This is a genomic window from Streptomyces sp. NPDC003027 (genome assembly GCF_053591435.1).
Genome location: NZ_JBSFTU010000021.1, coordinates 84,973 through 108,025, shown reverse-complemented (window position 1 = coordinate 108,025; position 23,053 = coordinate 84,973). Strand labels below are relative to the sequence as shown.

The window sequence follows — 23,053 nt, the reverse complement described above, 5'->3', positions numbered from 1 at the left end:
TTGACTGACACCGCCACCGCGGCGGGCCTGGACCCGGACACCTTGAGCGATCTGCTCCGGGTGGCCGGGTCCCCCGGCTTCGACCGCCTCACCGACCAGATCCGCCGCACCGGAGGATGCGCCGCACCTATCCGTCTCTCTGGGGGCAGCAAGCTGCTCGATCCGGTCACCAAGACCGTGCTTCACGCCTACACCACCGACAACGAGCCCGGCGGCGTCCTGCGGGTCGCCTGCGGCAACCGGCGGGCCTCCCGCTGCCCCGCCTGCGCCTGGACCTACGCGGGCGACACCTACCACCTGATCCGCGCCGGACTCGTCGGCGCTCCCGACAAGGGCACCCCGGAGACAATCCGTGACCACCCCCGCGTCTTCGCCACCCTAACCGCACCCTCGTTCGGCCCCGTTCACAATCGGCCCGGCACCCGGCCCTGCCGCTGCGGGAAACAGCACCAGGAGGACGCGCCCGAACTCGGCACCCCCCTCGACCCGGACACCTACGACTACGCCGGTGCGGTCCTGTGGAACAACCACGCCTCCGAGCTGTGGCGCTACTTCACGATCTACCTCCGCCGCGAGATCGCCGCCCGCGCCGGCCTCACCCAGAAAGCCGCCCGCGAGCAGTCCCGCGTCTCCTTCGGCAAGGTCGCCGAGTACCAGAAGCGCGGCGCCGTCCACTTCCACGCCGTCATCCGCTTCGACGGCCCCGAAGGACCCGACACCCCACCGCCCGCCTGGGCCGCTCTCGACCTGCTGACCGACGCCATCCGCGCCGCCGCCGCCCGCGTTCACGTGGTCGTTCCAGCCGCGCCCGCGCACGGCGTCGACCAGGACGTGACTCTCACGTGGGGCGAGCAGATCGACGTCCAGCCCATCGGCGCGTTCGGGAACGGCGAGGAGCTGACGGAGCAGGCGGTCGCCGCCTACGTCGCCAAGTACGCCACCAAGGCCGCCGAGACCACCGGCAGCGTGGACCACCGGGTGGGCAACAAGGAAGCGCTCATCCTCCTGGACGTGCCCGATCACCCTCGGCGCCTCATGGAGGCCTGCATGGACCTCGATCCGGCCTACCCCGACCGGCGCCTGCGCGCATGGGCTCACATGCTCGGCTTCCGCGGCCACTTCTCCACCAAGTCCCGCCGCTACTCCACCACCCTCGGCGCCTTACGCCAGGTCCGCGCCGACTACCGCGCCGCCCAGCAACGCAACGCACTCGGCCTGCCCGACCCCGACGAACACCCCGAGGCAACCGTCCTCGTCGTCGCCCACTGGACCTACGCCGGTCACGGGGCCACACCCGGTGAATCCTGGCTCGCCGCCAACGTCCGCCGGGACCTCCAGCACAACCGCGAACTCGCCCGCGAGATCCGATCCGAGCTCGAATCCTCCACCGAAGGGGAGTGGTGACCATGTCCGCACGTCTGCTCACCGTCGACCAGGTCGCCGAACTGCTCGGCACTTCGGTCCGGTTCCCCCGGCGCCTGATCGAGGAACGGCGGATCACGTTCGTCAAGGTCGGCCGTCATGTCCGCATCCCGGAGCCCGCCGTCGAGGCGTACATCGAGACCCACACCGTGCAGCCCGTCGAGCGTCGGTTCGGGGCGGTGGCCTGATGGCGAACCGCAAGGGAAGGCGTCGCCGCTTCGGCAGTGTGCGCCAGCTTGCGTCCGGCCGCTGGCAGGCTCGCTACCGCGATCCGCTGTCGGGCGAGGTGAAGTCCGCACCGCACACCTTCGACACCAAGACAGACGCCGACGTCTGGCTGACCACCATCGAGGCGGAGATCGTCCGAGGCAGCTACCAGGCGCCCGACGCGGGCAAGGTCGCCTTCGGGCCGTACGCCGACGACTGGCTGAAGCACCGCAAGCTTGAGGACCGCACCCGGGAACGGAACGAGAGCGTGATCCGGCTGCACATCAAGCCGACCTTCGGCGCCGGGACATTGGCCGCGATCACCACACCCCGCGTCCGAGCCTGGCGCACCGCCCTGCTGGAAAACGGCGTAGGCGAGCCGACCGTCGTCAAGGCGTACCAGCTTCTCCGAGCGATCCTGAACACTGCGGTGGACGACGAACTGATCCGCCGCAACCCGTGCCGCATCAAGGGCGCCGACCGCTACGACGTCCCGGAGCGGCCCGTCCTCACCGTTGCCGAGGTGTACGCGGTGGCCGACGCCATCCAGCCGCACTACCGGGTGCTCATCCTGCTCGCCGCCTTCACCACGCTCCGCTTCGGTGAACTGGCCTCGCTCCGTCGCCGTGACCTCGACCTGACCCGCTGCGTCGTCCTCGTCCGCCGTGCCCAGTCCGAGCTGCAGAACGGCAAGCTGGCCGACAAGGCACCGAAGTCCGCCGCCGGCGTCCGACCGGTCGCCTTCCCCGCCGAACTCGTCCCCGAGCTCGCTCACCACCTGGAGCACTTCGCCGGTGCCGGCCAGGACGGCCACCTCTTCCAAGGCCCCCGCGGCGGCCTGCTTCGGCGCAGCAACTTCCGGGACGACTGGACCTCGGCCCGCGACAAAGCAGGCGTCCATGACGGTGTGCACTTCCACGACCTGCGCCACACCGGGAACACCCTTGCCTCCAGTGCCGGGGCCAGCACGCGTGAGCTCATGACGCGGATGGGCCACAGCACGACGCGGGCCGCGCTGATCTACCAGCACATGACGAGCGACCGTGATCAGGACATCGCGGGGAAGCTCGGAGAGATGATCCGCCAAGCCCGTAAGGACAGGCCTTCTGGCACGTAGGTGGCACGGCCGTGATCATGGCAAAGGGCCAGTTCGAGGGAATCGCCCCTCTGAACTGGCCCTTAGTGCTGTGCCCCCGGCAGGATTCGAACCTGCGACACCCGCTTTAGGAGTTCGCTTCGGTACCGTCTGCGGCGTCCCCATGCTTGGGTGACGGATCCGCCCACGGGTGCTCTGGGCTACGGCTGTCCAACGTTGTTGATGTCAAATGTGGATGTCATAGCCGCGAGCGCACCTAGCGTTTCCGTCAGGTATCGCTAGTGAGGGGGAGGGAGACGCCAAGGTCGGACCTAATGCGAGCCAGGAGCTCATCATGTCGTTGGTTCACGGTTGCCACCATCCGGTCCAAGGCATCCTGGTTGATGGGGCCGTACGTGGTCGCCTGCGTCGCGAACATCTGCGCCACGAGAGCCTTGTATGCCTGTCGAACTTCATCCGACCCGACAAGCTCAAGGACTGCCCAAGCGTCACCAACTTGTTCGTGGACTACTTGCCAGTCGAATTGGCGTAGTTCGCGCCTCTCTCTTTCCAAATCTTCGGGTGTTGATTGCGGCCATGGATGTCCCCAGCGGCGTAGGTGCACGATCCAAGGATCTAGCTTGCTGAGGAGATCCAATGAAGCTTGACGCCTCTCTTCCACCCAGCGCCGGTTGTCTTCGCGGGTCCATCGCTCGCGTTCCTCGGCTATCTCGTGGCGCCGCTGGGCGTCTGCCTGTTCACTTTCGTGTCGCATGCGAGCCTTGTCTCTCTGGTCCGCGCGCCATTGATTGAAGAGCAAGCTGAACGCAGTGACAGCAGCTCCCAGCAGGTAACCCCATGCTCCGTTCACACGACGGCATCTTGCCGTACGTAGGAGGTCGGTGGAGTCTCAATGGTCGAGTCCAGCCGGACTTCTCAGGAGCGTCAGTTTGGAAGATCGCGTATGTGGATCGCGGCTGAGCTGGCAAGACGCTGACCTGCGTACTCTCGGGATACTTCCCAGCGCTCCCCGTGGTTCCCCGATGCCTCCTCCTCGATCGGGCACGCAAAGGGCATGTGCGCCCGCCCCCGGGCCTCGCAGCTTGACAATGCGCCCATTTCGTAGAATGTGGACTTATTGGCGCTCGCTAGCCGTACGGCAGGGAGGGAGAGCATAGCTGTGGATCAAGGGCTGGCGGCGTTCGTGGCTGGAGGCTTCGGGCTCATCGGTGCCGCTATCGGTGGAGCCGCTGCCGTGTGGGGCGCTCGCCAGCAGGTGCGCGCTCAAGCAGTCATTGAGCACCAGCATTGGAGTCGCCAGATGCAGCGCGAGGCCTACGAAGGCTTCGTCACTGGGGCGTATGAGGTGATCGACTCCTTCAGGCGCCTTGTGGCAGCCTTCGGGACCGAAGGTCGCGAGGCGCTTAGTGATCAGTTGAAACGCCAGCTCCACGACCTGTTGACCTTGAGTGCACAGGTGGGGTTGGCAGGCCCGGATTGGGTGCATGAACTGGCGCATGAAGCCTCAGTCAAGGTGACTGAGGCCGGAGAGCGGCTCTTGGAGGTTGATACCCCGAGTGAGCTACGAGCAGCGTCCGACCTTAATCCGCTGATGGCTGAGGCGGCTCGGGCGACGGACGAATTCGCGAACGGGGCCCGGTTGATCCTCCAGCACCCTCCTAGCTGAGGTCGGCGTAGCGACTTTGGCCGGGAGCTGCTTTGGCGCGAGTGATCATGGCCCCGTAAGCTTCCGGCGCGTCGGGCAGTCTGTGGACCTGCCCGCTAAAGCACGACGTTGGGGCCATGATCTTCGAGGCTCGCGCCAAAGTGGCTGGCTAAAGTCGTGGAGCCGACCGCCCCAGCCACAGAGGGTTCCTCCCCACTTCATGCCCGCAGCCGCCGAGCGCGCCGCCGGGCGCGGCCAGCCGGGGCGCAGACAGGAGGCAGGCCGCGCCGCAGAGGCGGCGCGCGCCCGCGCCGTGCGCGGGCCTTGATGAGGTAGAGAAAGTTCTACCGCGCCGTGGCGTGGAGCCGAGCTTCCCTGTTGGCTACCGACCCCCGCAGCTAGGCTTGTGTCGGCCGACACAAAACTCAGGGAGCGTGCTCAGGGGATGGGACCCAAGTCCGAGCGGGTGTACCGCACGATTCGCGAATGGATCGCGACGGGCAAGTATCCGCCGGGGTCCAAGATCCCGTCTGAGCGGTCGCTGTCCGAGGATCTCGACATCGGTCGGACCCAGCTCCGCCAGGTCCTCGCGAAACTGGTCTCCGAGGGCACCATTGAAGTGCACGGCCGCAGCTCGTACCGGGTACCGGAGCGGCCGCCCACTGTTCAGGCGCCGACTGACCTGGAGCCGTGGCAGATCCACGGGGAGCGCACCGTCTATGACAACCGCTGGGTGAAACTCGGCCTTGTCGACGTCGAGCCCCCCGGCGTGGAGCGGTTTGAGCACCATGTTGTGCGTCTCCACCATGTGGCGATCGCCGCCGTCCTCGATGACCAGGACCGCGTCCTCATGCTGTGGCGATACCGCTTCGTTCCCCAGTCCTTCGGGTGGGAACTGCCCGGCGGCATCGTGGATGAAGGCGAAGATCCTGCTGCGACCGCACTCCGTGAGGTGGAAGAAGAGACCGGTTGGCGGCCGGACTCCCTAGAGCACGTCGTCACCTACCAACCCATGGTCGGCATGGTCGATTCGCCGCACGAGATCTACGTCGGTCGTGGTGCGAAGCACGTTGGCGAGCCGACCGACCTGGAGGAGGCCGGACACGTTGCCTGGGTGCCGCTCGCTGATGTTCCTGAGCTGATGGCACGAGGTGAGCTCATGGGCTCGGGCACTCTCGTAGCCCTCCTGCACGTCCTTGCCTCCAGGGCGGCCGGCACGCCTACAACCGCTGCGTGAGCTGCTCGATCCGTCGACGGTGACGCACTGATCCGGTTCGGTTCGCCAGCAAGCGCGCCTGCCGGAGATGTTCGTGGGCCTGGTCGTACTCACCTCGCGCCAAGTGAGCCTGAGCGAGATCGCAACGCAGTCCAGCGGTGGCCCGGATGAATGTCGGGTCGACGGCGTCCAGGGCGCTGTACAGGCTGTCTACGGCATCATCGTCGCCCAACATCGCCAGGGCGTTCCCACGCCAGCGGCTGAGGTGCCCCTCGTTCAGGAAGATGCTCAGCATGTCGGGGTCACGAGCCTCTTCCCCCGGCGGCAGGCACTGCACGGCCTTGTCCAACGCTCGGCGGCAGTCATCAGGCATGCCCGCCCGCGCGCAGATCTCCGCCTCGGCCGCGTACAGCCATGCCTTAAGCCGCGGGGACATCGCCTTGCCACCGACGCGCTGAGCGTCCCGCACCAACTCCACAGCGATGGCCGGGCGTCCTGCATCGCAGAGCACGTATGCCTGCTCGGCCGTTGCATGCGCGAGATACATTGGTTCGTCAGCTTCCTGGGCCGCACGCTTGCCTAACTCGTAATGGCGCCAAGCGCGTTCGACCGCTCCCACATCGAGGGCCTGCCACGCGGCCAGCGTCGCAGCACCGGCCAGAGCGCGAGCTACAGGGCGCCCTTGTCTCGGGGAGTACGGCGAAGGTAAGCGCGTCCTCAAGCGTCGACAGGTGCCCGGTCATCTGATCAACAAGGCTTGCTGCGCCCATCTGGCGGTCTATGGTCCGCAGTAGTTCGGTTTGGTCCATGAACGTCTTCACCATGGTGAGACTGACGTTCCGTGCCGCGTCAATCCGGCTCACGAGCTCGTCGTACCCGTCCACCTCGATGGTCACCGGTGAGGCGTCCCGCCTGCCGTACAGCTCGTCGTCGGTGACTCCAAGCAATGCCCGGAGGATCTTGGCGTACCGCTCCGAGATCGGGCGTTTGCCGTTCTCCCACTCGGACACGTACACATGCAGGCTCGCTGTGGACGCGACCGTGAGCATGTGCTGTCGAGCATGGCGCTCGATCTCACGGACCAACCGCTCCTGCGACCACTCTCGCGCGCTCCTCGCTGCCCGGAGTCCGTTCACCACGTGCACCGCCCTGCATGTGAGTTGTGAGCCGTAACAGCAGCATGCCGCACATCAGTGCAGGTCGTCAGGGGTTAACCCGATCCCTGTTAACCCCTGTTGGCTACCGGGGCGTTGATACGCACGGTTCCCTAGAAGCGTCGCAAGACGGCGAGTTGAGAAGCCGGACCGGCGACAACGCTTGACAACTGGTGCGCACCAGATGCAACCTACTGGTGCGCACCAGTTGGGAACGCAAACGCCCGTAGGCGTCTGCCTCGGGCCAACGTCAACGCACAGGAGCGGCGACCCACCGCCAAGCAAGTACGCCGCTCCCGCCCCGTGAAAGGGAGTTCCATCATGCGTCAGATTCCCGTCGACACCTCCGCTGCCTCCGTGATGGTGGCCAAGCCCCCGCAGCCCAAGGTCAAGGACCGCCGTTCCGGTGAGGTCGCTACCGACGCCCAGACCGGCGCGACGCTCATGACCGTGGACGTGATGTTCGCGGCGAACGACGAGGTTGAGATCCTGTCGGTGACCGTGCCGGAGTCGGGTATCTCCGGTGAGCTGGTGATGGGCACGCCGGTCGCGCTGACCGGCCTGATCGCCCGGCCGTGGGAGAACGAGTTCAACGGTCAGCGCCGTCATGGGATCGCCTTCCGCGCGGTCGCCGTCACCTCGCTGGCCGCTGGCGTCTCGTCCTCGAAGGCTGCCTGATCATGTCGTGGACCTGGGTCTTACTGCTGCTGGTCGTCGCCGTCGCGGGTCTCCTGCGCTGGCGGCGCCCCGCCTGGTACTGGCTGACCTTCGGGGTCACCCTCGCCGCGCTGCGCGTCCTGGTCCGCTACGCCTCGGTCATGGACGCCTGCGGGCTCACCGTCCCACTCTCCCGCTGGCGTCTGGCCCTGGCACGGATGACCAACCGGCCGGTGCCCGAGTCCCGCCCGCCGCGCATTCTGCGGCTGCGGCCGACCCGGACCGGGCTGGTGCTGCGGCTCAAGCTCCGCCCTGGTCAGGACGCCTTCGACGTCGCTGCGGCGTGCGACCGGCTGCGTCACTCGTTCGGCATGTACGGCGTCACCTCCCGCGAGCTTCGCTCTGGCGTGGTGGAGCTGCGCATGACCGGTTACGACGTGCTCAAGCGGGTGCAGATGCCCGCCAAGGTCGAGCGTGCGCCGATGCGGGTGCCGGTGGCTCTGCGTGAGGACGGGGCGGTGCACTACCGCGACTACCGCGTCGTGCCGCACGCCCTGACCCTGGGTGCGACCAAGTCCGGCAAGTCCGTGTACCAGCGCAACTTGGTCGCGGAGCTCGCCGGGCAGGACGTCGCCCTGGTCGGCATCGACTGCAAGCAGGGTGTGGAGCTCTATCCCTTGGCCCGCCGGTTCTCGGCACTCGCCGACAATCCCGACACCGCTGCCGAACTCCTGGACGCGCTCGTGTCGCACATGGAGGGCGTCTACCAACTGATCCGCACGGAACAGCGCATCACTGCTGACGTGCCGGATGCCGAGATCGCTGCCGACATCTGGGACCTGCCCGCCGATCTGCGTCCAGTGCCGATCGTCGTCCTGGTCGATGAGGTCGCTGAACTGGCGCTGTTCGCCACCAAGGATGAGGAGAAGCGGCGGGACCGGATCATCACCGCCCTGGCACGGCTCGCCCAGCTCGGCCGCGCTGCCGGCATCTATCTGGAGGTCTGCGGGCAGCGGTTCGGTTCCGAACTCGGCAAGGGCATCACGATGCTCCGCGCCCAGCTCACCGGCCGCACCGCCCACCGCGTCAACGACGAATCCTCCGCCAACATGGCCTTCGGTGACATCGCTCCGGACGCGGTCCTGGCCGCGATCCAGATCCCCACCGACGCCCCCGGCGTCGCCGTGACCGGTGACTCCTCCGGCGGCTGGGCCCGTATCCGGACCCCGCACACCACGCTGCGGCAGGCCGTGAACGTCTGCAACCGGCACGCCGACCGTACTCCGGATCTGCCCGCGCTGGCGGCCTTCCGCCCCGCTCTGCCGAGCCTGACCAAGGTTCCTGCTCCGGCGGTCGAACCCGCCCCGGCCACGGTCTGACCCACCTCGCTTGACCGGTCGGCGTGACGGCATCGCGCCAGGTCCCTACCCCCTCCATGCCTGAAACAGGAGGCGACACCCCATGGACCCCTACGAGGACTTCGACCGCACGGTCAACCTGCTCGGTGCCCTGGCCCTGTACGCGCACCTACTCGGTGCCGATCAGGACTTCGTGGCCTTGGTCGGTCCGGCGCTGGCCGCGTCTCTGCCGCCCAGCGTGCTGCCGCCCTTCCCGCCCGGCTACGACCCGAACGACGGCCCCGACTACCCCGGCTGCGGGTGCTGACCGTGGCCACGCGGAAGACCACCAGCCGCAAGCCCCGGGCCAAGAAGTGCCCCGACTGCAAGGGCACCGGCGAGATCACCGAGACCGTGCGCGTCGGCTCCGCCCGCAAACCCCGCGAAACCGGTGACCGGCAGGCCGCGCTGTGCCTGACCTGCTTCGGCTCCGGCACCGAACCCACCGACTGAACCACCGCCGGGACCGGGCGGCAGGACCTGTGAGCCCCCGCCCCGTCCCGGCTCCAACCCCGCAAAGGAGGTGAAGACCATGACCCGCTCGATCCGGCTTGATGCCGTACTCGTCCAGGCCGTGATCGCCGGAGCCCTGTCCTTCGCCCACCTGCACGACCTGGCCGCTGCTGCCGGGCAAGACGGCTGGAAGGCATGGGCCTACCCGATCAGCGTCGACCTGCTCCTGGTCGCCGCGTGGCGACGGCTCCGCAGCGACGGCCCCTCCCGGCTGGCCTGGTGCTGGTTCCTGATCGCCTTGTTCGCCTCGCTCGGAGCCAACGTCGCCACCGCCGGATTCCTCGACCTGGCCCACCCCACGGCCTGGCTCCGCTTCGGTGTCGCCGGATGGCCCGCCCTCGCCTTCCTCGGCGGAACCCTCCTCGCCCACTCGGCTGGGGACCGGGTGCCGGTTCGGCCGGCGCCCGCACCGGAACCAACCGAGCCTGAGCCGGAACCCGCCGCGGTCACCGACACCGAACCGGCCCCGGCTTTGCCCTCCACGCCCGAACCGGCACCAATCCCTGCCGTTCCGGCTGCGCTGGTCGACCACGCCCGCAAGGTTGCCGCCGACCACCGCGCCCGCACCGGCACTCAGATCGACACCGACACACTCCGCGCCCGCTTGGGCGTACCCGCCCCGATGGCCGACGCCATCGCCGCCCAACTCACCTGATCTCGAAGGGAGACAACCACCCATGCCCGCCCGCGACCACTTCCACTCCGTGATGCGGATCGGACCCGTGCAGATCGGCACCCACCGCGACCGCCACGGCCGGACCAAGCACGCCGCCGTGTGCACCGCCGACCGCTGCGGCTGGTCCGCCGACTACTCCACCTCGTCCGCCGCCCAGCTCGCCGCCCGCACCCACCGCTGCCACCTCGCCGACTGAACGGAGACCCGCCATGGACGTCCCGCTCTGGCTCGCCCTGATCGTCATCGGCTGGCTCGGCATCAAGCTCATCCGCCCGCCCTGGTGGCTCGTCGCCGTCCTGCTGCTCGGCGGCTACCTCCTCGCCGACAGCCTGCTCGCCCCCGTCATCGACACCGCCGTCAAGTAACCGCCGAAGGGAGCCCGCCATGTTCCGCCCGAAGATCCCGACCAACCCCCTGCCGACCGGCCTCGTCACCCCGCCCGCCGTCATCGAGCCGACCACCGTCATCCAGCACACCCCGGCGCCCGCCCCGGCCCCGGTCGCCTCGGCGTCGACCCGGCCCACGGTTCAACTCACCCCCGGCGCTCTGCTCGCCGTCATCAGTGGCGGGACCGCTGTGGTCCTCGTCGTCGGCGCCGTCCTCGTCTCGATGCTCCTCGCGGTCGCCATCACCGCCGCGTCCGTCGCCGTCTGCGCGCTCGTCGCCCGCTCGCTGATCACCGCCGACAGCAAGCGCCGCTGACCGGCCCCCGGGCGGCCCTGAAACCGCCAAGTCTCCGCCGCCCGGGCGCCGTCCCTGTCCGAACCACTGATCCGGAAGGAAGCACCATCATGACCGACCGCACACCGCCCACGCCCCGGCTCTGCCCGGCCTGCGACGGCTTCGCCTCCGCTGCCGTCACCCTCGGCGGCCGCGACCGTCACGGCCACCTGCGCACCATCACCGTCCACTGCCCGACCTGCCACGGCACCGGACACCTGCCCGCCCGCGTCCCCTCCCTCGCCGGGGGCCGCGCATGACCAACACCGCGACCTTCGCGGGCCTGGACCCGGTCACCCTCGGCGACATGCTGCGGGTGGCCGGGAACCCCGGCTTCCACCGCTGGCAAGAGCAAGTCCGGCGTACCGGGGGCTGCGCTGACCCGATCCACCTGACCGGCTGGACGGTGACCAAGGACCGCGTCACGGGCGAGACGCTCCACCGCTACACGACCGAAGGTGAGCCCGGCGGACGGCTCCGGATCGCGTGCGGAAACCGCCGCGCCTCCCGCTGCCCGGCCTGCGCCTGGACCTACGCTGGAGACACCTACCACCTGATCCGCGCCGGACTCGCCGGAGACGACCGCCGCGACATCCCCACCACCGTGCGCGATCACCCCCGCGTCTTCGCTACCCTCACCGCCCCGTCCTTCGGCCCCGTCCACAACCGCCCCGACTTCGGCGTCTGCCGGTGCGGCGTCCGGCACGCCGCCGACGATCCGGCGCTCGGCACCGCCCTCGACCCGGCCACGTACGACTACGCGGGCGCGGTCCTGTTCAACAACCACGCGGGGGCCCTGTGGCAGCGCTTCACCAACCGGCTCCGCCGTGAGGTCGCCGCCCGCGCCGGACTGACGCAACGCGAACTCGCCGACACCGTCCGCCTGTCGTACGGCAAGGTCGCCGAGTTCCAGAAGCGCGGCGCCGTCCACTTCCACGCCGTGATCCGCCTCGACGGACCCGAAGGACCCGACACCCCGCCCCCCTCCTGGGCAAGCGTCCGGCTCCTCGCTGACGCCATCCGAGCCGCCGCCCGCCACGCGTACACGAGCGTCACTGTCCCGGCCGCTGGTGACCAACCGGCCCGAACCTTCCGCTGGGGCACCCAACTCGACGTATGCCCCATCAAGGCGTTCGGCGACGGTTCCGACATCACCGAACAAGCCGTGGCCTCCTACGTCGCCAAGTACGCCACCAAAGCCGCCGAGAACACCGGCACCCTCGACCGCCGCATCGGCGAACTCGCCGAACTCGACTGCCACCACGTCCCCGACCACGCCCGGCGCCTGATCACCGCATGCCGTGACCTCGATCCGCTCTACCCGGACCGGCGGCTGTGGGCCTGGGCCCACATGCTCGGCTTCCGCGGTCACTTCTCCTCCAAGTCCCGGCACTACTCCACCACCCTCGGCGCCCTCCGCCAGGCCCGAGCCGACTACCGCGCCGCCCAGGAACGCGATGCCCTCGGCCTCGACGCCACCGAGCCGAACACCGTGCTCGTCCTCGCCGACTGGCAATACGCCGGCCACGGTCACACCCCCGGCGAATCCGCCCTTGCCGCCACCATCGCCCGCGAGATCCAGACCAACCGCGAGACCGCCCGCGAAGCCCTGCACGACCTACTCGCCCTGGAAGGAGCCGCAGCATGACCACCGCGACCGCCGAACTGCTGACCGTGCCGGAAGTCATGGCGCGGCTCAAGCTCGGGCGCTCCAAGGTGTACGACCTGATCCGCTCACACCGCCTCGTCTCGATCAAGATTGACGGTGCCCGGCGCATCCCCGCCGATGCCCTACGGGATTTCATCCTCGGGCAGATCGAGGAGGCTGCCTGATGGCGACGCAGCGCAAGCGCAATCCCAACGGCGCGGGCACCATCACCAAGCGCAAGGACGGCCGCTACCAGGCCGCCGTCTACGTCCTCCAGCCGGACGGCACCCGAGCTCGCAAGTTCGCCTATGGCAAGACCTGGGCCGAGTGCGACGCCAAGCGTCGTGAACTGCTCGACAAGGTGGACCAGGGGGTGCCCATCCCTACCCGGTCGGCGAAGCTCTCCGAGTGGCTGCCCTACTGGCTGCACAACATCGTCAAGCCCCGGCGCAAGCTCAGCACCTTCGACAAGTACGAGGCACACGTCCGGCTCTACCTCGTTCCCATGCTCGGCTCGAAGCGGCTCGAATCCCTCGGCGTCGCCGAGGTGCGGCGCTTCCTCGTACAGCTTGAGAAGAAGACCACCGCCGCCACCGCCAAGGAGTCGCACCGCGTCCTCCGGACGGCTCTCGCTGCCGCCTGCCGCGAGGAGCTGGTGACCCGGAACGTGGCCAGCTTGGTGGAGCCACCGCGAGCCAAGTCCCGGGAGCTGAGCCCCTGGACGCTCGACGAAACCCTGGACTTCCTTGCCGCAGCCCGTAGGGACCCGCTGTACGCGGCCTTCGTCCTCGCCATAGCCATGGGCCTGCGTCGGGGTGAGATCGTCGGTCTGCGCTGGGTCGACGTCGACCTGGACAACCGGATCATCTTCGTCCGGCAGCAGACCCAACGACGGCGCGGCGTTCTCTACGACGACGAGACCAAGAACCGCCGCCGTCGCGCGCTCCCCCTCCCGGCCATGTGCATCGCGCCGCTCCGCTGGCACCGGATGCGGCAGGCCGCCGCCAAACAGCGCGCCGGGGAGTCCTGGGATGAGGGCGGGTACGTCTTCGCGACTCGCAACGGTCGCCCGGTTGAGCCGCGCAACGTGTACCGGTCGTTCACCCGCGTCGCCAAAGCGGCCGGCCTCCGCGTGATCCGACTTCACGATGCGCGGCACGGCTGCGCCACGCTGCTCACCGCGGCCGGGGTGACCCCCCGTGTGGTGATGGAGGTCCTCGGGCACAGCCAGATCAGCATCACGATGGACGTGTACACGCACGTCGTCCAGGACACGCAGCGAGAAGCGATCAGCCACATGGACCGGCTGCTCAAGAAGCGGCCCGGCCGTGAGTGACCACCGCCGTTGATGTCAGACCTGGATGTCAAAGGCCCCGGACCGTGACCGGTCCGGGGCCTTCGTGCTGGTGCCCCCGGCAGGATTCGAACCTGCGACACCCGCTTTAGGAGAGCGGTGCTCTATCCCCTGAGCTACGAAGGCATCGGCGCCCGGTTCCTGGTCTCAGGTGGGGCGGGGCCCGTCGTGCGTGGCCTCGGCCCTTCCTGTGGGATGGCCAGGAGAGGTACCGGGGACAGCCTAGCGGACGCGCGCGGTTGTCCGCTGGGGTGATCACCGCTTGGCCGCGCGCAGCGTGTGATCGCCGTGGCGGCACGGGCACGGGAGCAGGTCGCAGGAGCGGTACGTGTCGGCGCTGGGGCTGCGCTCCGGCTCTGTCACTGATCGGCGGGAGGGGCCACTGCGAGAGCTCGCCGCGGCCCCTCCGTCGCGGGTTCTACGAGACGTAGTACCCCGCGACGTCCGCGAGCAGGTCCACGGACCCCGCGTGGTTGTAGAAGTTCACCTTGCCGTTCACGACGGGGACGACGACCAGGTTGGGGATGGTCGTGCCGGTGGTGAAGTTCAGGTTGGACGCGGAGGTGCGGACCGTTCCGTCGGGGAAGACGGATACGAAGCCGCCCGCCGTCGGCGCGACGGCGGTCACGTTCAGGACCACTGCCGTGACCCCGGTGGCCGGGATTCCCGGCTTCCCGGCGACTTGCAGGGTGACCGTCTCCCGGGGCCCGACCTTCGCCTTGGCCACGCCGGTTCCGTCCCGGGTGTCCATCAGCCGTGCCGGCGTCAGTGCCCGGTACCCGGAGCCCGTGGCGTCCATGGTGAAGTACCCGGCGACGTCGGCGATCAGGTCCACCGATCCGGCGTGGTTGTAGAAGGTCACCTCTCCGTTCTCCCCGACAGGGACGACGACGAGGTTCGGGATCGTCTGCCCGGCGGTGAAGTTCAGGTTCGACGCGGATGTGCGGGCCGTGTCGGCCGGATGGACGGCGACGAAGCCCGCCGCGGTGGGCGCCACCGCCGTCACGTTGAGCACGACGGCCGTGACCCCGGTGGCGGGAAGCCCGGCGCTGCCCGTCACCTTCAGGGTGACCGACTGCCGCGTCCCGACCTTCGCCTTCGCCACGCCGGTCCCGTCCCGGGTGTCCATCAGCCGGGACGGCGTCACGGGCTTGTACGTGGCTCCCGAGCCGTCAGTGACGTAGTAGCCGGACACGTCGGCGATCAGGTCGACGTACCCCGCCCTGTTGTAGAAGCTCACCAAGCCGTTGACCACCGGCACGACGACCAGGTTGGAAATGGTCTGACCGGCCTTGAAGTTGAGGTTCGAGGCGGACGTCCTGGCCGTACCGTCCGGGAAGACGGAGACGAAGCCGGCGGCTGTCGGTCCGGTCGCCGTGACATTGAGGACGACGGCGCTGACGCCCTTGCCCGGGACACCGCCGGCGCCGGCGATGAGGAACGTGGCGGTTTGCCCCGGCCCGACCTTGGCCGTATACGCGTTGATGCCGTAACGCGTGTCCATCACACGTGTCGGGGTCAGCGGCTTGTAGCTGCCGAGTCCCGAGACGGCCGGCGTCACCGTGAACGTACCCATCGCGTACGACTTGCGGAACGCGTAGACGTGGACGTTCCAGTCGCCCGGCTCGGCGACGCTCAGACCCACCGTCACGGTGAGGGAGCGGGCGTCGGGGGAGACCGCCACCGGCTTTGCCGTCAGTGTCTGCCCGTCCCGTGTCAACTGGACGGTGTCCTTGATGCTCAGCGAGGTGCCGTGCACGGTGAGCGTCGCCAGCGAGCCGCGCGGGGCGGACGTCGGGGAGACGGACGAGACGGACACCGGCACACCGCCGCAGAGCCGTGTGGTGTCCCGGTTGCATGCGACCTCGGCACGGTAGGAGGCCTGGGACGCGCTCTCGGGCATCCCCAGCACCAGGATGCTCGGGGAGGGCACCACCGCCCCGGATTCGCCCCCGAGCGTGCAGCGCCGGCCGCCCCGCTCGGCGTGGCACGTGTTGTTCAGTTTCGCGTCCCACAGTGAGGGGACGGCCGTCGTCGCCGTCCCCGCGGGGTCTCTGACCCACACCCACAGGTCATCGTGGGACGCGGTGGGCAGCGAAGCGCAGACGGCGGTGTGCTCCTCGTCCAACGTGCCCCTGATCGGCCCGTACCCGTCGCGGAGGTTCAGCACTTTCTCGCATTCCGAGGCCGGGCCCGCCGGGGTGGCGATGCGCAGCACGTCGAGACGGTAGGAGGGTGCCGGGCGGTACGGAGCGTGGACGAGGACCTTGTAGCGCGTGGCTCCGGTGACGGTGCACGAGGTGGTGCCGCACGCGGTCACCCGGCCGGCCTCGTCGTACACGCTTGCCGTCGCACCCGCCTTGACGTCCCGGACATCGACGTACAGCACGTCCCCGGCGTCGTCGGTGGTCACCTGGTGGCAGGTGATCGTCCCCGAGATGCCCAGCGGGCCGCCCTTCGAAGGACCACCCACCGCGGCAGCGGGCTGCGCCACGCAGCCCCGGTCACTGGTCAGGTCGCGGCGTACGAGGGAGAACCCGCCCCAGAGCTGGGCGCGGACGAGCACCGTGTACGCGGCGCCCGGCGCGAGGGAGCAGGAAGCGCCGCACACCCGCACGCCGTTCGCGTCCAGGACGGAGTGTTCGGCCGACGACACCCTGCTGGGCTCGCCCGTGGCCGGGCCCGTTCTGACCCACGCGCCGTCGAGGGCCTCGGTCCTGATGAACTCGTGCCTCGGGTGGTCGTCCGCCGTGATCGTGAAGCAGTACGCGAAGACATCGGCCGCGCCGGCGACCGTCGCCTTGGGGCTCGACGCCGTGAAGTCGCCGACCGGGACGACCGGACACTCGTTGGGCACATCCGTGCGGTACAGCGCGAGGCGGTACTCGCTGGTCGGCGCCTCGACATCGTTGGGGGAGACCAGCAGCCGGTGCGGTGCGGGACCGGTCAGCTCGCACGTGGTCGCACTCAGCCCGCCCGCGTCGCAGAGCTTCGTGCCCGTTCCGTCCACGACCTCGGCTGTGTGCGCGGACCCCTTCGGCGTCAGGGCCTCCACGTGCGCCCCTTCGGGCAGGGACAGCGTCAGGCAGTTGATCGCGCCGGGCGCCTCGGCGGAACCCGTGAGGGGGCCGGGCGACGCCGGGACGCACCCCTGTGCCGAGGAGCGGTCGAGAACCAGGGTCAGCTGGTCGGTGACCACCCGGTAGGTGCCGCCTGCCGTCAGTCGGCAGCCCCCGTCGGGGGCGCAGACGGCAGCGCCCGCCGCGTCGTACACCGTCAGGCGTGCGCGCCGGCCCTCCGCCTCCGTGACGCCGAACACGTCGTACGGGCCTGTGGTGGGCGCCGTGAACGCCTTGCAGGTCTCGGCCGATGCCGTGGCCGTCGGGGCCGAGCCGTAGTCGTTCACGGGCACGGTCACGCAGTCGGCGAGGTCCGGCAGGTCCTCGGCCTGTGCCGTCGCCGCCGTGCCGCTCGGCAGGATCGGCAGCAGCAGGGACAGCACCAGCGTGACTGTGGCGAGCAGAGCGGTGTACGGCGCGGATCTCGGCGCAGTAACCGGCGGTCGTGGCATTCCCGGTCCCCCCAGGAGCAGTGTCGTCGCGATCGTCGTCGCGGAGTTCGCCGCATGATCGCACGGGCGGCCGACATCGGCCGCATAGGATTCCGCCCGAGGCCCGGCAGGGGCCGAGCGGGCGCTTGGTGGAAGGTGAGGGTGGTCGTGGCGACGCACGCCGGGTCGTCCGGAGGGGGCGCGGCGCGGGACGCCGACGCGCGGCTGACCGCCGACGGGGCGCCGTTCGCCGTCGAGGGTGGCGTGTATGTCGACGGGGCCCGCACGCTGCGGGAGTTCGTGGAGGTCACCTGGGCGTACGGCGACCGGCCGTTCCTGGTGTCCGAGGGCGGGACGCTGACCTATCGGGAGTTCTTCGACGCCGCCTGCGGCCTGGCCCGGAGTTTCGTCGACGAGCACGGCCTGCGGCCCGGAGACCGGGCCGTCGTCGCCATGCGGAACCACCCCGAGTGGCAGATCGCCTTCTGGGCCGCCCAGCTCGCCGGGCTCGTCGCCGTCCCCCTCAACGCCTGGTGGACCGAGGAGGAGTTCACGTACGCGCTCGACGACTGCGCGCCCGGCATCCTCCTCGTCGACGGCGAGCGGGCCGGCAGGGTCGAGCGCTGGGCCCGCGAGCACGGCGTTCCCGGGATCGTCTTCCACGGGGAGGCGCCGGAGGGGTTCCAGGCGTACGTGCCCGACACCGACCCCCGTCTCGGGCCACCCCTCGTCGACGTGCTGCCGGAGCACGACGCCACCATCTTCTACACCTCCGGGACCACCGGCCGGCCGAAGGGGGCCGTCGCCACGCACCTCGCCCAGGCCGGGGCCGCGATGAACCCGCGGTACTTCGCCGCCGCCTCCGCCCTCGCGCGCGGCACGATCCCGGGCCAGGGCGCCGCTCCCGTCTCGCTCACCACCTTCCCGTTCTTCCACGTCGCCGCCTTCACCTCCCTCTTCTCCGTCATGGCCGCGGGCGGCTCCCTCGTGCTCATGCGGAAGTGGGACCCCGCCCGGGCCCTCGCGCTCATCCGCGAGCACCGGGTCACGCACTACGCCGGCGTGCCCACCACCGCCCTGCAACTGCTCGACCTGGCCGAGCGCACCGACGATCCGCTGGAGAGCCTCACCATGCTCAACACCGGTGGCGCCGCCGCCCCGCCGGAGATCGTCGCCCGGATCACCGCCCGCTACGGGGACCGCGTCGAGCCGCGCAACGGCTACGGCCTCACCGAGACCTGCGGCGGCGTCCTCGCCCACTTCGGTGCCGAGTACCGCGCGCACCCGCGCAGCGTGGGCCGGCCCGCCCCCGCCGTCGAGGTGCGGATCGACCGGCCCGACGCCGACGGCGTGGGCGAGCTCCAACTCCGGGGCCAGTCCCTCTTCCGGGGCTACTGGGGCGACGAGGACGCCACCCGGCACGCCTTCACCGAGGACGGCTGGTTCCGGACCGGGGACCTGGCCCACCTGCGCGAGGGGCGCGTCACCGTCGTCGACCGGCTCAAGGACATGGTGATCCGGGGCGGCGAGAACGTGTACTGCGTCGAGGTCGAGGCCGTGCTCCACGACCACCCCGACGTCGTCGACGCCGCCGTCCTCGGGGTGCCGCACCCCGCGCTCGGCGAGGAGGTCGCCGCGGTGGTACGGCTGCGCCAGGGAGCGTCGGTCACCGCCGAAGAGCTGCGGGCGCACGTGGGCGCGTCCCTCGCCGGCTTCAAGGTGCCCGCGCACATCGTCGTACGGGACACCGAGCTGCCCCGCAACCCCGCCGGGAAGATCCTCAAGCGCGAGCTGAGGGCCACCACCGCGTTCGCGTAGGAGCCTCGAACGCACCGCGGAACCGGGCCGCCGCACGCGCCCCCCGCGCCGCGTCAGCTCCGCGTGACACGGACGCGGTGGCGACCCTTCCCGTCCTTGTCGAGCACCGTGATCCTGATCCCGTTCGCCCGGTCCGTGAAGCTCTCGCCCGGCCGGTACGGAGCGTCCGAGAGCTCCGCGTGGACGTTCGGGCGCCGGGTGCAGCCGCCGCTGTCCCGCCTGCTGTCCGCGACCGTCACCGGGCCGTGCCCGGTGTCCACGTCCGACTCGACGCGGTAGATCAGCACCCCCGGCCGGCAGACGGCCTCGTCGTTGCCGTCCTGGGTGCGGACCTCGACGGCGTAGCCGGAGGTGCCGGAGAGCGGTACGAAGGCGAGTTTCAGGCCCCCGGCGGTGGCCAGCGGGGTCAGCGCGTACTCGGTGGTGCCCGGCCGGGACGCGCAGCCGACCTGGTGGTTGTCGAGCCAGCCCAGCTTCCACTTGTGCCAGCCGAGGAAGTCGTTGTTGGCCCCCCAGTCCTCGGACATGATGTCCCAGTGCCCGACCGTGCCGCCGCCGTCCACGGTGTAGAGGTCGGGAAGCCCGAAGGCGTGGCCGTTCTCGTGCGGCAGGACCCGGTAGCCGGTCTCGGCGTACGTCCCCGAGCCGTCGTCCTGGCGGCTGTAGACGAAGGACGTGTGGGAGAGCGGGACCCCGTCCGCGTAGGGGGCGTCGTCGTTCCCCGAGAAGGTGACGGACAGCACGGTGTCCAGCGCCGACGGTCCCGCGTTCGGGGTCACCAGGATGTTGACCAGGTCGTACGCGCTGAAGTCCACCTTCGGGTCGGCGGCCTTGACGATGTCCTCGACGAGCGAGCGATAGCCCGGTTCGTACGGTGCGCCGCGCTCTATCCCGTACGAGGAGAACGGCTTCGGCATCCGCAGCCAGTCGCGTATCGGGGTCTCGGGGTGGTAGCGGAGCCGTCCGTAGGAGCTGGTGCGGAACCAGTCGGTGGTCTGGGGGAAGAACTCGCCGTACCGGCCGAGCGCCGTGCCCTCGCCGAGCGCGTCCGGGAAGTCGATCATCAGGTTGAGGGCCCTGAGGCGGCCCGTGGAGCGGGCGTATCCGGGGGCGGTGGGCAGCCCCTCCGACATCTGCACACCCATCGTCGTCGCGATCCGGCACGGTTCGAGCGGCGAGTTCCCCGGCGTGGTGGCCACGGGTCCGGCCGAGGCCGGAGCCGGCCCGGGCAGGTTCGTGCTGGCGGAGGCCAGGGCGGCGAGCGTGAGGGCCGCCGCCGCGGCCAGGGTGACGGGTCTGCGTATCCGCCGGCTGGACTGCTGCATACGGTCGCCTCCCTGAGGATCCGTTCCACGGGTGATCCGTGCCGCACTGTTCGATCAGCCTGTGGCGGGAGGTGCGGGGGCGCGCGCCGGGTGGCCCGATCGTGGGTATTCCGGACTTCCGGGCATACGTGACCCAGGTCACATGTCGAGGCGGAAATAACCGGGGAGTCCCTCCCCGTTTACGCCCGTGTCCGAGGAAACGGGGACCCAATCCCCGGATCGGTGGCAACCGTGGGCGTCGACCGTCGCCAGGGCGCCGAAGGAACGTTGAAGCACCACCCAAGGAACACCGAAGGAGGCCGTGGCGTGAGCACCAGCACCGCCGGCGCCGCACCCGCCCGCCGTGCCCCGCGCCCGCGGGCCGATGCCCTGCGCAACCGCGAGCGGATCGTGGCCGCGGCCCGCGAGATGTTCGTCGAGTTCGGCCCGTATGTACCCCTGGACGAGATCGCGCGCCGCGCCGGCGTCGGTAACGCCACGCTCTACCGCAACTTCCCGGACCGCTCCGAGCTCATCCGCGAGGTCGTCGTCTCCGTCATGGCCCGCACCACCGAGCTGGCGGAGCGGGCGGTCGCCGAGGAGGCCGACACCTTCGAGGCGCTGCGCCGCTTCACCCACGCCGCCGCCGACGAGCGGATCGGCGCCCTCTGCCCGATGCTCGACGGCACCTTCGACAAGGACCACCCCGAACTGGACGCCGGGCGCGAGCGGTTGGAGGAGGCCGTCCAGGATCTCGTCGCCCGCGCGCAGCGGGCGGGCAGGCTCCGCGCCGACGTGGGCGTCGGCGATCTGATGGTGGCCCTCTCCCAGCTCACCCGCCCGCTCCCGGGCACCGCCTGCCTGAACATGGACCGCTTCGTCCACCGTCATCTACAGCTGTTCCTGGACGGCCTCGAAGCGCCCGCGCGCTCCGTCCTGCCCGGCTCGGCCGCCACCTTGGAGGATCTGCGGGGCGGTGACCGACCCCGCCCGTCATGACCGCGAGCCGGCCGTCCCGCACACGGTCCTCCGTCCCGTAACTCCCTCGGCTTCCTGAACTTCCTTACTCAGCACGTCCCTTAGTACGTCACTCAGTACGTCCGCTTTTCCCTTTACGCACCAAGAGGTGGCTACCCCCATGTCCGAAACGGATCCCAGGCGCTGGAAAGCGCTGGTCTTCATCGCCCTCGCCCAGCTGATGGTCGTGCTCGACGCGACGATCGTGAACATCGCGCTGCCCTCCGCCCAGCAGGACCTGGGGATCTCGGACGGGAACCGGCAGTGGGTCATCACGGCCTACGCCCTGGCCTTCGGCGGTCTACTGCTCTTCGGCGGCCGCATAGCCGACCTGTGGGGCCGCAAGCGCACCTTCGTCGTCGGCCTGATCGGCTTCGCCGCCGCCTCCGCGCTCGGCGGAGCCGCGACCGGCGAGGCGATGATGCTCGGCGCCCGCGCGCTCCAGGGCGCCTTCGGCGCGCTGCTCGCGCCGGCCGCGCTGTCGCTGCTCGCGGTGATGTTCACCGACACCAAGGAGCGCGCCAAGGCGTTCGGCATCTACGGGGCGATCGCCGGTGGCGGTGGCGCCGTGGGTCTGATCCTCGGCGGCTTCCTCACCGAGTACCTCGACTGGCGCTGGACCTTCTTCGTCAACATCCCCTTCGCGATCGTCGCCGCCGTCGGCGCGTACCTCGTGATCCGTGAGCCGGCCGGCGGCCGCAACCGCTCGCCGCTCGACATCCCGGGCGTCGTCCTGTCCACGCTCGGCCTGGTCACGCTCGTCTACGGCTTCACCCGTGCCGAGTCCGAGGGCTGGTCCGACGCCACCACCATCGGCCTCTTCGTCGGCTCGGCCGTGCTGCTGGCCGCGTTCGTGCTCACCGAGGCGAGGGTGAAGTCCCCGCTGCTGCCCCTGCGCGTCCTGACCGAGCGCAACCGCGGCGGTGTCTACCTCTCCCTCGGTCTCGCCGTCATCGCGATGTTCGGCCTGTTCCTCTTCCTGACGTACTACCTCCAGATCGTGAAGGGGTACTCGCCGGTCAGGACGGGCTTCGCGTTCCTCCCGATGATCGCGGGCATGATCGTCGGCTCCACCCAGATCGGTACGCGGCTGATGACGCGGGTTCCCCCGCGCTGGCTGATGGGCCCCGGCTTCCTGACCGCGGGCGCCGGCATGCTGCTGCTCACCCAGCTGGAGGTCGGCACCTCCTACGCCGGTCTGATCCTGCCCGCGCAGCTGCTGCTCGGCCTCGGCATGGGTACGGCGTTCATGCCGGCGATGTCGCTGGCGACGCACGGCGTGGACCCGCGGGACGCCGGTGTGGCCTCCGCCATGGTCAACACCTCCCAGCAGGTCGGCGGCGCCATCGGTACGGCACTGCTCAACACCATCGCCGCCTCGGCGACGACCGCGTTCCTCACCGACAACGCGGCGGGCGCCACCACCCCGGCCGCCCAGAAGCTGCTCCAGCTCCAGGGCATGGTCGAGGGCTACGCGGCGGCCATCTGGTGGGCGGTCGGCATCCTGGTCGTCTCGGCCGCGATCGCCGTCACCTTCATCAACACCGGGAAGCCGGGGGCCGGGGCGGTCGCCGGGACCGGTACCGGCGAGGGCGTCGAGGACGAGGTGAAGATCCCCGCCATCGCGCACTGAGCCCGGCCGCACGGCGCTCCCGACCC

General features: G+C 69.9%; 22 protein-coding genes, 1 tRNA gene and 1 pseudogene. 20 read left to right on the top strand and 4 right to left on the bottom strand.

Annotated features, from left to right (window positions below):
- The 5 genes from repSA (ACWDX6_RS17445) (at position 1) to ACWDX6_RS17425 (ending at position 5,607) form a co-directional block, all read left to right on the top strand.
- Entirely contained in the window at positions 1–1,404 is a 1,404-nt protein-coding gene (repSA, locus tag ACWDX6_RS17445) for a replication initiator protein RepSA (RefSeq protein WP_451485772.1), read from the top strand.
- Between the two features lie 2 nt (positions 1,405–1,406).
- A complete protein-coding gene (locus tag ACWDX6_RS17440) occupies positions 1,407–1,610 on the top strand; it encodes a helix-turn-helix domain-containing protein (RefSeq protein WP_451485771.1) in 204 nt (67 codons plus the stop codon).
- Positions 1,610–2,746, top strand: a complete 1,137-nt coding sequence (locus ACWDX6_RS17435; protein WP_451485770.1) for a tyrosine-type recombinase/integrase — start codon at positions 1,610–1,612, stop codon at positions 2,744–2,746. The genes ACWDX6_RS17440 and ACWDX6_RS17435 overlap by 1 nt, the downstream gene beginning before the upstream one ends.
- Positions 2,747–3,884: 1,138 nt before the next feature.
- Entirely contained in the window at positions 3,885–4,391 is a 507-nt protein-coding gene (locus tag ACWDX6_RS17430; RefSeq protein ID WP_451485769.1) for a hypothetical protein, read from the top strand.
- Between the two features lie 424 nt (positions 4,392–4,815).
- The gene (locus ACWDX6_RS17425; RefSeq protein WP_451485768.1) at positions 4,816–5,607 is read left to right on the top strand and encodes an NUDIX domain-containing protein; all 792 of its coding nucleotides are present in this window, start codon (positions 4,816–4,818) and stop codon (positions 5,605–5,607) included.
- Here the strand turns inward: ACWDX6_RS17425 and ACWDX6_RS17420 are convergent.
- Positions 5,591–6,635, bottom strand: a pseudogene (locus ACWDX6_RS17420) (XRE family transcriptional regulator). The gene ACWDX6_RS17425 and the pseudogene ACWDX6_RS17420 sit on opposite strands and share 17 nt — an antisense overlap.
- 426 nt (positions 6,636–7,061) lie before the next feature.
- Here ACWDX6_RS17420 and ACWDX6_RS17415 point away from each other — a divergent pair.
- The 12 genes from ACWDX6_RS17415 to ACWDX6_RS17360 all read left to right on the top strand — a co-directional run bounded on the left by ACWDX6_RS17415 (position 7,062) and on the right by ACWDX6_RS17360 (position 13,687).
- Positions 7,062–7,418 carry an SCO3933 family regulatory protein gene (locus tag ACWDX6_RS17415; RefSeq protein WP_451485767.1) on the top strand — a complete coding sequence of 119 codons (357 nt, stop codon included), beginning with the start codon at positions 7,062–7,064 and terminating at the stop codon, positions 7,416–7,418.
- 2 nt (positions 7,419–7,420) lie between these two features.
- A complete protein-coding gene (locus ACWDX6_RS17410; protein WP_451485766.1) occupies positions 7,421–8,776 on the top strand; it encodes an FtsK/SpoIIIE domain-containing protein in 1,356 nt (451 codons plus the stop codon).
- Between the two features lie 82 nt (positions 8,777–8,858).
- Positions 8,859–9,062 carry a hypothetical protein gene (locus ACWDX6_RS17405; protein WP_451485765.1) on the top strand — a complete coding sequence of 68 codons (204 nt, stop codon included), beginning with the start codon at positions 8,859–8,861 and terminating at the stop codon, positions 9,060–9,062.
- Between the two features lie 2 nt (positions 9,063–9,064).
- Positions 9,065–9,247 (top strand): hypothetical protein, encoded by a 183-nt coding sequence (locus ACWDX6_RS17400; protein ID WP_451485764.1) that lies wholly within the window; start codon positions 9,065–9,067, stop codon positions 9,245–9,247.
- Positions 9,248–9,326: 79 nt separating this feature from the next.
- Complete coding sequence (locus ACWDX6_RS17395) at positions 9,327–9,962, top strand: DUF2637 domain-containing protein (RefSeq protein WP_451485763.1); 636 nt, start codon at positions 9,327–9,329, stop codon at positions 9,960–9,962.
- Positions 9,963–9,984: 22 nt separating this feature from the next.
- Positions 9,985–10,179 carry a mobile element transfer protein gene (locus ACWDX6_RS17390; RefSeq protein WP_451485762.1) on the top strand — a complete coding sequence of 65 codons (195 nt, stop codon included), beginning with the start codon at positions 9,985–9,987 and terminating at the stop codon, positions 10,177–10,179.
- 13 nt (positions 10,180–10,192) lie between these two features.
- Positions 10,193–10,348, top strand: a complete 156-nt coding sequence (locus ACWDX6_RS17385; RefSeq protein WP_451485761.1) for a hypothetical protein — start codon at positions 10,193–10,195, stop codon at positions 10,346–10,348.
- Positions 10,349–10,367: 19 nt separating this feature from the next.
- Positions 10,368–10,685, top strand: coding sequence for a SpdD-like protein (locus ACWDX6_RS17380; RefSeq protein WP_451485760.1), 318 nt, complete (start codon positions 10,368–10,370; stop codon positions 10,683–10,685).
- Positions 10,686–10,774: 89 nt separating this feature from the next.
- Positions 10,775–10,963, top strand: coding sequence for a hypothetical protein (locus ACWDX6_RS17375; RefSeq protein WP_451485759.1), 189 nt, complete (start codon positions 10,775–10,777; stop codon positions 10,961–10,963).
- Positions 10,960–12,351 carry a replication initiator protein RepSA gene (repSA, locus tag ACWDX6_RS17370; protein WP_451485758.1) on the top strand — a complete coding sequence of 464 codons (1,392 nt, stop codon included), beginning with the start codon at positions 10,960–10,962 and terminating at the stop codon, positions 12,349–12,351. Before ACWDX6_RS17375 ends, repSA (ACWDX6_RS17370) begins: the two co-directional genes overlap by 4 nt.
- The gene (locus tag ACWDX6_RS17365; protein ID WP_451485757.1) at positions 12,348–12,536 is read left to right on the top strand and encodes a helix-turn-helix domain-containing protein; all 189 of its coding nucleotides are present in this window, start codon (positions 12,348–12,350) and stop codon (positions 12,534–12,536) included. Before repSA (ACWDX6_RS17370) ends, ACWDX6_RS17365 begins: the two co-directional genes overlap by 4 nt.
- On the top strand, positions 12,536–13,687 hold the full coding sequence (locus ACWDX6_RS17360; RefSeq protein ID WP_451485756.1) for a tyrosine-type recombinase/integrase: 1,152 nt from the start codon (positions 12,536–12,538) through the stop codon (positions 13,685–13,687). The genes ACWDX6_RS17365 and ACWDX6_RS17360 overlap by 1 nt, the downstream gene beginning before the upstream one ends.
- A 68-nt stretch (positions 13,688–13,755) precedes the next feature.
- Here ACWDX6_RS17360 and ACWDX6_RS17355 read toward each other — a convergent pair.
- A tRNA-Arg gene (locus tag ACWDX6_RS17355) sits at positions 13,756–13,831 on the bottom strand.
- Positions 13,832–14,123: 292 nt separating this feature from the next.
- Positions 14,124–17,207, bottom strand: coding sequence for a hypothetical protein (locus ACWDX6_RS17350; protein WP_451485755.1), 3,084 nt, complete (start codon positions 17,205–17,207; stop codon positions 14,124–14,126).
- Between the two features lie 216 nt (positions 17,208–17,423).
- Between ACWDX6_RS17350 and ACWDX6_RS17345 the strand changes: the two genes are divergently transcribed.
- Entirely contained in the window at positions 17,424–19,073 is a 1,650-nt protein-coding gene (locus tag ACWDX6_RS17345) for a class I adenylate-forming enzyme family protein (protein ID WP_451485754.1), read from the top strand.
- A 53-nt stretch (positions 19,074–19,126) separates the two neighbouring features.
- On the opposite strand, the gene ACWDX6_RS17340 is transcribed toward ACWDX6_RS17345, so the two are convergent.
- Entirely contained in the window at positions 19,127–20,398 is a 1,272-nt protein-coding gene (locus ACWDX6_RS17340; RefSeq protein ID WP_451485753.1) for a M6 family metalloprotease domain-containing protein, read from the bottom strand.
- 306 nt (positions 20,399–20,704) lie between these two features.
- Here ACWDX6_RS17340 and ACWDX6_RS17335 point away from each other — a divergent pair, with 306 nt between their 5' ends.
- On the top strand, positions 20,705–21,376 hold the full coding sequence (locus ACWDX6_RS17335; protein ID WP_451485752.1) for a TetR/AcrR family transcriptional regulator: 672 nt from the start codon (positions 20,705–20,707) through the stop codon (positions 21,374–21,376).
- Between the two features lie 139 nt (positions 21,377–21,515).
- Positions 21,516–23,027: an MFS transporter gene (locus ACWDX6_RS17330; RefSeq protein WP_451485751.1), complete on the top strand. Its 1,512-nt coding sequence runs from the start codon at positions 21,516–21,518 to the stop codon at positions 23,025–23,027.
- Positions 23,028–23,053: the final 26 nt, after the last annotated feature.